General features: G+C 59.7%; 9 protein-coding genes. 3 read left to right on the top strand and 6 right to left on the bottom strand.

Annotation, left to right across the window (positions count from 1 at the left end; all coding sequences use genetic code 11):
* The 3 genes from VJV58_RS00895 to VJV58_RS00885 form a co-directional block, all read right to left on the bottom strand.
* On the bottom strand, positions 1–541 hold a 541-nt coding region (locus VJV58_RS00895), incomplete at its 3' end, for a pyruvate kinase (protein WP_324135422.1).
* Entirely contained in the window at positions 538–1083 is a 546-nt protein-coding gene (locus tag VJV58_RS00890; protein WP_324135421.1) for a DUF1036 domain-containing protein, read from the bottom strand. The genes VJV58_RS00890 and VJV58_RS00895, both read right to left, overlap by 4 nt.
* A 392-nt stretch (positions 1084–1475) precedes the next feature.
* Positions 1476–1817, bottom strand: a complete 342-nt coding sequence (locus VJV58_RS00885; RefSeq protein WP_324135420.1) for a hypothetical protein — start codon at positions 1815–1817, stop codon at positions 1476–1478.
* 181 nt (positions 1818–1998) lie between these two features.
* Here VJV58_RS00885 and VJV58_RS00880 point away from each other — a divergent pair, with 181 nt between their 5' ends.
* Entirely contained in the window at positions 1999–2217 is a 219-nt protein-coding gene (locus tag VJV58_RS00880; RefSeq protein ID WP_324135419.1) for a hypothetical protein, read from the top strand.
* A 70-nt stretch (positions 2218–2287) separates the two neighbouring features.
* Here the strand turns inward: VJV58_RS00880 and VJV58_RS00875 are convergent, their stop codons facing one another.
* Entirely contained in the window at positions 2288–2536 is a 249-nt protein-coding gene (locus tag VJV58_RS00875; RefSeq protein WP_324135418.1) for a DUF6894 family protein, read from the bottom strand.
* Between the two features lie 582 nt (positions 2537–3118).
* Between VJV58_RS00875 and VJV58_RS00870 the strand changes: the two genes are divergently transcribed.
* Positions 3119–3421 (top strand): DUF1244 domain-containing protein, encoded by a 303-nt coding sequence (locus tag VJV58_RS00870; protein ID WP_324135417.1) that lies wholly within the window; start codon positions 3119–3121, stop codon positions 3419–3421.
* Between the two features lie 259 nt (positions 3422–3680).
* On the top strand, positions 3681–3953 hold the full coding sequence (locus VJV58_RS00865) for a DUF2312 domain-containing protein (protein ID WP_324135416.1): 273 nt from the start codon (positions 3681–3683) through the stop codon (positions 3951–3953).
* A gap of 91 nt (positions 3954–4044) precedes the next feature.
* Here the strand turns inward: VJV58_RS00865 and VJV58_RS00860 are convergent, their stop codons facing one another.
* Entirely contained in the window at positions 4045–5643 is a 1599-nt protein-coding gene (locus tag VJV58_RS00860) for a DUF882 domain-containing protein (RefSeq protein WP_324135423.1), read from the bottom strand.
* 265 nt (positions 5644–5908) lie between these two features.
* Positions 5909–8089: a L,D-transpeptidase family protein gene (locus VJV58_RS00855; protein ID WP_324135415.1), complete on the bottom strand. Its 2181-nt coding sequence runs from the start codon at positions 8087–8089 to the stop codon at positions 5909–5911.
* Between the last annotated feature and the right edge of the window lie 342 nt (positions 8090–8431).

Below are 8431 nucleotides of genomic sequence, written 5' to 3'. Positions count from 1 at the left end.
CTTCGAGGTCGGCCCGGTCCTTTGGCGTCATGGCGGACACCGGCAAGTCGGTGTCGGGGAGGCTGACCCCCTTGCGATCGGACATCTTGCCGCCGATCACCACGCGTGTAATGGCGCGCTCAGGAGAAGTTTCCTCGGCGATCAGCCGCACCTTGCCATCATCGAGCAGCAGGGTGTCACCGGGTCGCAGCGCAGCAAGAATTTCAGGATGCGGAAGTTGGACACGCGTGTTGTCGCCCGGCGTCTTCTCGGAATCCAGGACGAAACTTTCGCCGTTTTTGAGCTGGATCGAGCCCTCGCGGAACGAGCCCAAGCGAAGCTTTGGGCCTTGCAGATCGACCAGAATTCCGATCGGCCGCCCATAGCTGCTCTCGACATTGCGAATGGTCTTCACCAGCTCGCGCATGTTCTCGTGCGAGGTGTGGCTCATATTGATACGGAAGACGTCCGCGCCGGCTTCGAAAAGCCGTCGGATCATCGGGCTATCCGAGGAGGCAGGTCCTAACGTTGCGAGAATCTTGATGCGGCGTAGACGTCTCATGGCTTGCTTCCGGGCGCTGCCGTTGACGGCAAACCAGACGCACCCGGCGTGGACCCGGCCGGCGGATTGTTGATGCCGGGAACGTTTGCAGGCCCGCCGGGGCCGACCGTTCCCGGAATACCCGGCACCCGCTGCGCCGGCTGCTGTTCATTGGATTCAGTCAACTGCACGGTCCAGGCGCGCTGCTCGCCGGTGTCGACCTCGAAAAAGCCTGTACGGTCGAACCCCCGTGCAAGGCAGTTCTCGGTCCCTTTAATGGTGAACTCCTTGTCGCGCGAGCACATGAACGCTTGCCCCGACCATTCGCCGCCGCGGTCGTAATCGAGGGCGTAGATGTAGTAATATCGCGCGACGAGTGTGCCGCGCAGGAGGGTTTCACAGCTGCGCGAGGATACGTTCCACCAACCCTCGGTGGTCCAGCCCTCGGCATCCTTGTACCCAAGCGCGATTCCGACGCGGCTCGAAGTGTTGTTGCACAGGCGAAAATCGGCCGCCGCTGGAGCATTGGAGCTGCAAAGCAGTATCAGCACGAGTGCCGGCATCAAACCGACGCTCAAGCGCACAGCAACTCTATTGCGATCATGGGGATTGGTCGGGATCATTCAGCGAAGCTATCTTAACTCATTGACGATTTCGCGCGAGCGGCCGGCACTGTCAACGCCGAACCCTTATTTTCAGGTAACCGGCCGTCAAATCCCGCTTATCGACGACGTTTGCGCTGCGATATGGCAAATTCTGTGACAACCCCCACGCGCTACAACCGAAATACGTCCGAGATCGTGCCTTTGGGACGCTGGTGCGCGGCATAGGCATCGTCAAAGGACTGAATCTCAGTATCGTGCAGGGTGGCAGCCATGCGAATCAGAACCAAACCCGCTCGTTGAATAAAATGGCGGCCCGATGCGACCGCTTACGGCGACTTTCTACTAACACCTCAAGATATCTCGCGCACCACCGGCAACCTGCCGCCACTCCCTGCGATCTTTCCCAGGTCGCTCCAGTCGTTCGAGTGAATGAGGGTCAGCGCGAGCTGATAGATGCGCTGGGGCATGCCTACCCGGCAATATCCCGGCATCACAATCAACATCGGCAATACCAGTTCACCGCACTGACGACGATGGCTCTGGCCAGAGTCGAGGTGCTTGTTGCCGATCTCATCCTTCTGCGAGTACGCGGCTACGCTATGCGCTGCCCACCATGTGCGGCCTTCCCGAGCCTCACCCACAAATTCCTCGATTCCAGCCAAGGGACGATCCGGCTCTATCAATGCAAGCACGGCGCAGCGGGATTTGAGATGATTGAGCGCTATTGCAGACGAAACAAATCGGCACCCTCTTCGTTTTAGCGACCGAGCGGTCGGGCCAAAGCGGTCCTGACCAGAACGATAGTCCTAGCAACAGAGGGCGCGTGTCCTTCCGGTAAACTCTATATCACCCGCCCTTTGGAGGAGGCGAGCGGTGACCTACAAAGGTATCGAGTATCAGATAGTGCAAACTGCCAACCCCACAGGTTGGAAATGGATCGTGCTCCTAGACGCGACCCGAACGCGAAAAGGCATCTCTCACAGCCGAGCCCATGCGGTAGTCGAGGCGCAACGTGCGATCGACAAAGCAACAAAGGATGGGAAAAAACGACCTAAGCCCGGCAACACCGATGAAGAGAGTCTCAACGGCTAGCGCCGCTCGACTCGCTTCCGGCTATTCCCGGCTCTCTTCATTGCCTTCTTCACAGCCTTTGACTCGCGGCTCACTCCCAAAAGCTCGGCGGCAGCAGGTCTTTTATGCGGACCTCTCCCAACTCCGTTCCCGCCTCGTCGGTGATGACTATACTTTTCAGCATCGGATCACGAGCCAGCACGATCGCAGCGGCAAACAGTTCGCGAGCTGCCGCCAGAGCGTCTGCGCGCGCGGCATCGAGGTCGGCAAGATCGGTTCCTTCTTCGTCGGTGGCTGCCGTGCCGTCCGCGCCCCGAATGTGGAGATAGTACCTCGGCAAGGCTGACCCTCGGCGCGTTGTTCCACTCACTCGGCCAAACTCAGCAGGAGCCGGGGCGTTCCCGTTGTGAGGCGGAGCCGGGCAAATTGGGGGAACGTCCCGCAACTCTGCCGTCGGCGCAAACGAACTTGCGTACCAACGCCCTCAAGCAGGTAGCCCATCCATGGCTCAGTCGCAGAAACAGCGTCCGGTCATCCTCGTAGTCGAGGACGAATTTCTGATCCGCGCAGCGACGGCGGACGCGATCAGGGAAGCGGGATTTGAAGTGTTGGAAGCTTCGAGGGATCACCGCGCGACCGAACGATATGTGGAGGCATTGGCGACCGCGACGAGCCCGTCAAGGAAATGCTTCCGAAGCTCAACAACATGGAAGCCGATAGGGTGGCCTTGACCGAGAAGCTGAGGCTGATCGCGTCTGAGGGGAACGTGATCAAGCTGCATCCGGGGGGCCTCGAGCTGTTCCGAAGCTTGTTGGCTCGGGAGAAGCTTCGAGTGATCAAGGCCTTGCTATGTCGCTTGTGGCAACAGAGGGAACACCCAGTTAATATCCAACCGTTAGGCAAACCGCGAGAGTGGATCATCATGACGATCGACGACAAAACCAGAACGGAACTCGAGGCCGCTGTTTTTCGGCGGTTGGTCGAACATCTGCGCTCCCGAACCGATGTGCAAAACATCGACCTGATGAACCTCGCGGGCTTCTGTCGCAACTGTCTGTCGAACTGGCTCAAGGAGGCCGCCGATGCGAAAGGCATCGGCATGAGCAAAGATGAGAGCCGCGAGGCAGTCTACGGCATGGCTTACGAGACCTGGAAGGCGACCTATCAGGGCTCAGCCAGTGCCGAGCAGCTCGCCGCAATGAAAAAGGCCTCGAGCGGGCATTGATCTCGCGCGCTAAGCTTCCTCGGCTTAGAAGTCCGGTCGTTACGCGCGTCTGAACGATCGTAAGCCACGCTCGATTCGGCGCGCGAACAGACGTTTTGCCAAAGATTTTTTCTCCTGTGGGCGGCGCTGTGGATGAGCGCGATGTCGCCTTGACGCAAGGCGCTCCACTCTTGAGGGTCATTTGGGATGCGGTGCGTGGTGAAGCGTGCGGCGCTTCCACTTTCGCCTCAAACCCCTCAGTTCCATTCAGGAGTACCCGATGGCCGTTTCTGCTGCCGCCGTCCAGGAAGCGCCCGCCACCAAGTTCGCAAAAGACCAGCTCAAGGCCATCATCGAGCGCATCGAGCGGCTGGAAGAAGAAAAGAAGACGATCTCGGACGATATCCGCGACGTCTATGCGGAAGCCAAGGGCAATGGCTTCGACGTCAAGGCGCTGCGCGCGATCGTGCGATTACGCAAGCAGGACGCCAATGAGCGTGCCGAGCAGGAAACCATCCTCGAAACTTATATGCAGGCGCTCGGAATGCTGTGAGCCGCAGATGCGATCCGATCAGGGTCGGATCACAATCCTCTGATCTCGTAATCGATCTGGCACTGACGTTGGATGAGGCGCTCAGGCGAGCTTAGCGCAATGATGCGGTGTGCGTGACAAAGGATTGGGTCGCAAGCCTTGCCGTTGCCGATCCGGTGAAACGCTCGCTCAGCATGCCCATCTGCGGATCGTCCGAAAAGGCGATGACGATCGCTGCTTCCGGCTTGCCGAAGTACACGCGCAAAAGACTCATATCGGCATCGCCCAACACCGTAGTGGTCATCGAGGTCGTTGCGCTCGGCGCCAAAATTACCACCCGCATCCAGAGATCGTTGCCGCGAGAGGCGGCCGCAAGCCGGTTCGATGTCGCGACTGGATCGTCCGGATTTTGCGCTCCCTTCGCAACCACCGTGTCGATCGTGGTAGCAGCGGCGGTTGCGCTGCGCGGCGGAGCGGAGCCACGCAAGCCGCGGGGAATTGGGGCGCTCGCCGTGACCACGTTGGAATGATCAACCAGCGATGAGGCAGGCGGCGCGTAGGCCAACGCCTGCAAAGGCGACGAGATAGCGGCGGTAGGCTGCGGGTCAGCGGCAGCAAGTGCCCGGCTGGCCGCGTTGGCCACGGCCTGAGCCGGCGTAACCTGTTTCAGCATTCTATCTGTGTCGTCCCAGAACCCGCGAGCATTGATGATGTCAGCGGGCGTTTGCGGTTTGGTCTCGGCTGTCTGGCCAGCAGGAGTCTGCTTGAGCTTTGAGGATTGAATGCCCAGCGCGTCGGCGGAGGCGAGTTGGAAGGTTCCGGCGATGCTTGGTTTGGCGCGCGGCATCGGCACGGGCTCAATTGATTTGGCAGGCGCGTTCGAGGCGATCAGCCTTGGCGAGGCGGCCTTTTCAGCAGCGCTTGTACCTTCGTCTTCATCATCGTTCGATTTGGATTTGAAGCTGAACAAGGCGGCGAAGAACCCGCGCGGCCCGCTGATGTTCGAGGCATCGTCGCCGCGTTTTTCGATATCGGCACGGGCAAGCTCATATCCGCTGAGCGGGTTGCCGTCGGAGGGAATATGCACGGTGCGCCCGTCCGGGAAAACCCGCGCCAATTGATCATGCGTCATACGCGGCCAGTGGCGGATGCTGCCGGTATCTAGATGAACAAACGGAGATCCCGAAGTTGGGTAAAATCCGACGCCGCCGCGTTGCAGGCGCAGTCCGGCGAACCGGATCTGCTCAAGCGGCACGTCCGGAATGAAGAAGTCCATGGCATGCCCGAGCATGTGCTGGCTAAAGCGCGCCACTCCCGAAGAACGGCGGCGAAGCATGGCGTTCGTGGCGGGCGAGCGGTACGAGGAGATGATCTGGATCGGCTTCTTGCCATCGACGTCCCGGTAGACCTCCCACAGGATATCGAACAGATGACGATCCATGGTCGTCTGTTCCTGGGTGCGCCAATCGCGGAGATAATGATTGAGCTGCTTCAGGGCCTCTTCGTCATAACGGCCGTCGCGCTTGAAGGTGACAGTGAGGTCTTCATCGGAATGGGTGTGGTGAAACGAAAGCGTGCGGGTTTCGTTCAGTGCGGTCGCGTCGTGGACCGATCCGGCCCCAAGCAGTAGCAACAGGGATGTCAGGCCGAGGTGACACCCAGCCTTCGGCAGCGACAGTGATTTGAATTGGCGTGCGAAACCAGTCAGCACCAATAAGCCCACCCACAAACGACCGATCAACGAACTCCTCCGCTACCCCGTGCGCGGAAGAGAGTTAATCCAGTCTTAATTCGGGCGGGTTAATTCACGCTTAAACCCACCCCCCAAGTCAGGCTGAAGCTAACCCGCCGAGTATGGCGAAAAAGTGCCGTGGTTAAATGCATTGGGGAGCACGGGGAAAAGTAAAAAGGCCTCGCCGGAAAGCGAGGCCCTTTTGATTTGACGATCGATTTGATTCGGACGGACCGAGGCTGCGCTAGCGGGTATACAGCCGGCGAGTTGGCCTGGGCGGAATGGGAGCGGGCGGCGTCGGAATTCCGAACAGCCGATCGAAGAAGGATGGTCCGGAAGAATAGCTATTGTTATAGCCGCCGGAAGGATAGCTGTTATCGCTCGCGAAGTTCACGCCGGCCGGCAAATTGCCCACTGGATGTGAGTAGCTTGGCTGCGAGTGCGCGATCACGTTTTCCAGATCCTTGTTTCTGGAATTGCGCAACAGCGCCACCATGGTCGCGTCGCGCCCATACACATCCCTTCGAAACTGCAGCTTGCCCGCATCATCCACAAATGCCGTCTGATAGGTGATGTTGACCGGGATCGGCGTCGGAAACTTCAGATCGATTTCGCTGTGGCCATACATGCTGCGGATTCTCTCCGGCGTGTAATGCTCGTTAGGCATGGTGATGTTGAGCAGCGTCGCCGCGTATTGATCCGGATTCTGCACGCGCATGCAGCCATGGCTGAAGGCACGCTCTTCTTTGGAGAACAAATGCTTGTCCGGCGTGTCATGCTGATAGACGAGGAATTTGTTCGGGAAATTAAAGCGGATTCGGCCGAGCGCATTAGCCTCGCCGGGGGGCTGGGAGATATGAATGCTGCCATCGCGGGCGCGCTCGAGTTTCAACCCCATGCGCTGCAGCACAGTGGGATCCTGCTGCAGGGCCGGAAGGTATTCATTGTAGATGATGGAGGGCGGCACGTTCCAGGTCGGATTGACCGTGATGAATTTCATTGTCTCGGTCAAAAGCGGCGTCGCATGGATGCCGGGCTGTCCGGCGACCACTTTGGTAGCCCAGACCTGCGCACCGTTTTGCATCACCTTGAGCGTAAAGTCGGGGATGTTGAGAATGACATAGGCGTTGCCGACCGATGGCGCGCCAAGCTGGCGCGGTAGCCAGCGCCACCGTTCCATGTTGACGATAACGGTATCGATCTGGCGGTCGCGCTTCGGACTATTGATCGCCCTGACGGTTCGCTCGTCCAGCAGCCCGGTGGGCTTTAGGTCGACGCCAGCCTGAAATTTGCGAACAGCTTCCGCGACCTTCGCATCGTAATGGGTATCGTGCGGATTTTCGGTGATGCCGAGCTTGGCGCGGAGCTGCGGTACCCGGTCGTCTTCCATCGCAATCGCCGGCTGCTTCTTTCCGTGCGCCGGCGTGAACTTAAGCGTCGGGCCTTCGGCGATTTGAATCACCGGCCCGCCACCTTGGCCGCGCAGTTCGGCCAGTTTCGCCTTCAATTCGCGATAGAGTTTGTGCGGGGGGTTGTAGCTCTCGAGTGCCGCCGAAGCGTCCTTGGCGGTGGTGACATTCGCCAGCACCTCATTGGCATCGGTCGGATGCTCCGGATACTGAATGTCGCCGCTGACCTGAGACCAGTGCATCCGCCCGCTCTGCGCCTGGCGGGCGTAATCGAGCATGCTGGCGGTCAGCTTTACGTCGGCTTCGGCGAGGGCATCAGGATTGGCGCCTATGGCAAAGTCCGGGACAGGGTAGTCGGAAGGATTCAAACCGTCGGACGCGGCATCCCTCAATCTCGCGATCACGGCCTTGGCGGTTGCAGTCAAGGTGCCGCCTTGGGTCCACAACGGCGCAAACTCACGCGCGTTGTAGAATTTCTCCACGGCGGCTCGCTCGGCCTTGCGGTCAAAATAGCGCACCGCTTTCGCGCCCAGCAGTTCGCGCAGCTTATCGGCGACCGGCTGATCCGCGGGCGCCACGTTGCTGGCGGCTTTGGTTGCCTCCTTAGGCGGTTCTGCAACCGGTGTTGCAGCAGCTGCGGCGGGTGGCGCGACCGTCGTGCTGGCGGGGCTATCCTTGTTGGTATCAGCGGTGTCCTTTTTGCTGCTGTCAGCATTGGTATCGCTGGGCGGAGCGGTGACCACATCCGACGGCTTGCTGGCCGGTGGAGGTTCGGGTGACTTTGCCGCCTCCTGCGCCGGCACGATGGTGTCGAGCTTGAAATCACCGATGCTCGGCGGTGGGAGATTCGCGGGCTCGGGCCGTGGGATCGCCGCGTCAATTGCGAGTTCTGCGGCGCTGTTGCGAACGGGATCGGTCTGGGACAACGCCGAAGTCGCGCAAACCGTGAGGAAGGTGGCGGCGACCGCCGTCAGCACGCGGTCAAATCCAGCACGGGTCTTCACACAGTCACGCATTGTCGCACCCCTTTTGGGCGAACTGCCCCGGCATGGAACAGTTTCCTCGCTTCAGTCCGGACAGCTTTTGCTAAGCGTCGGTCTTGTCGGTGTTGAAACGCCATTCAGTAACGTTCGCAGCTAATGTTTGTTCTTTCCTGAACGCGTTCCAAGGCTTTTGTTTGGTACGCCTGCACGCAACCGTTCGACGCCGACGTTACATGGGTGCCCCTCATGCGGCCAGCGCAAGGGGGACAACTCACGACAAACTGACTTCAAAGCACCCGTTTTGCAACGGATCGCACGGTTTTGCCACGCGCTTTCACCTGTGTCTGTCACCGCCAGGCAACGGTTCGACGGTCC

Source organism: Bradyrhizobium sp. (genome assembly GCF_035273305.1).
Lineage (GTDB): Bacteria > Pseudomonadota > Alphaproteobacteria > Rhizobiales > Xanthobacteraceae > Bradyrhizobium.
This window is presented reverse-complemented; position numbering and strand designations above follow the sequence as displayed.

Coding starts and splice junctions, on each gene's coding strand:
- VJV58_RS00890 (WP_324135421.1), bottom strand. CDS start 1,083: ATGCCGGCACTCGTGCTGATACTGCTTTGCAGCTCCAATGCTCCAGCG.
- VJV58_RS00870 (WP_324135417.1), top strand. CDS start 3,119: ATGACGATCGACGACAAAACCAGAACGGAACTCGAGGCCGCTGTTTTT.
- VJV58_RS00855 (WP_324135415.1), bottom strand. CDS start 8,089: ATGCGTGACTGTGTGAAGACCCGTGCTGGATTTGACCGCGTGCTGACG.
- VJV58_RS00865 (WP_324135416.1), top strand. CDS start 3,681: ATGGCCGTTTCTGCTGCCGCCGTCCAGGAAGCGCCCGCCACCAAGTTC.